Annotated in this window: 1 protein-coding gene; it reads right to left on the minus strand. The window is 54.3% G+C overall.

Features of this window, described 5'->3' with window-relative positions; translation table 11 throughout:
- Positions 1–670, minus strand: a 670-nt coding sequence (locus H1B37_RS33035; protein WP_182871526.1) for an ISL3 family transposase, incomplete at both ends; no start/stop codon positions are given.

A 670-nucleotide genomic window follows, 5' to 3' on the forward strand; every position in this document is an offset into this window, starting at 1 on the left:
TTCGAGCTTGCCGCAGTAGAACAGGACGCGCAGGCGGTAGTTGGCGAAGTTCCTGAAGCCACGTGCGGCTGACTTGATCGACTGGATGCGACTGTTAAATCCTTCGGTGACTGCGTTGGTAATTCGGTGCCGGAAGTAACTCAGCATTCCGTCCAGATGCTCCTTGAGCATTCGGGCAACTTTCTTGATCGGGTCCAATCGACTTCGGATGGCCCAGCCGTACCAACGGTCGAAAAAGGTTGCGGCCGAGAAGTGATAGGCGTACCCCCAGAAGTACCGAAAGTTCTCTTTGATAGCCCATGCTCGGCCCGTCTTGAGATCATTTCGCATCGCACTCTTCAGCTCGTTGTATCGGTCTTCATCGAGGTTGTCTTCGTTGTAAAGCCAAAGCTGACGCGTGCCTTTGAGGCGGTCATCGCCTTCGCTCCGTAATTGCTTGTTCTCCTGTCGACGCACTTTGTCGACCGCGTCGTTGAGGTGCTTACTGATGTGGAATTTGTCATGCACGATTTCTGCCTCGGGCACGTTCTTCCTCGTGCTTGTCATGAAGGCTTGCCACATGTCCATCGAAACGGCCGAAACAACGCCTCGCTGCTCTTCGGACAGGGTTTTCCAGAGTTCATCGCTGGATTCGATGGTCCGTCCAGCGGAGACTTCGAGAACACGGTTG

It is taken from the genome of Stieleria mannarensis, from assembly GCF_014154935.1.
Lineage (GTDB): Bacteria > Planctomycetota > Planctomycetia > Pirellulales > Pirellulaceae > Stieleria > Stieleria mannarensis.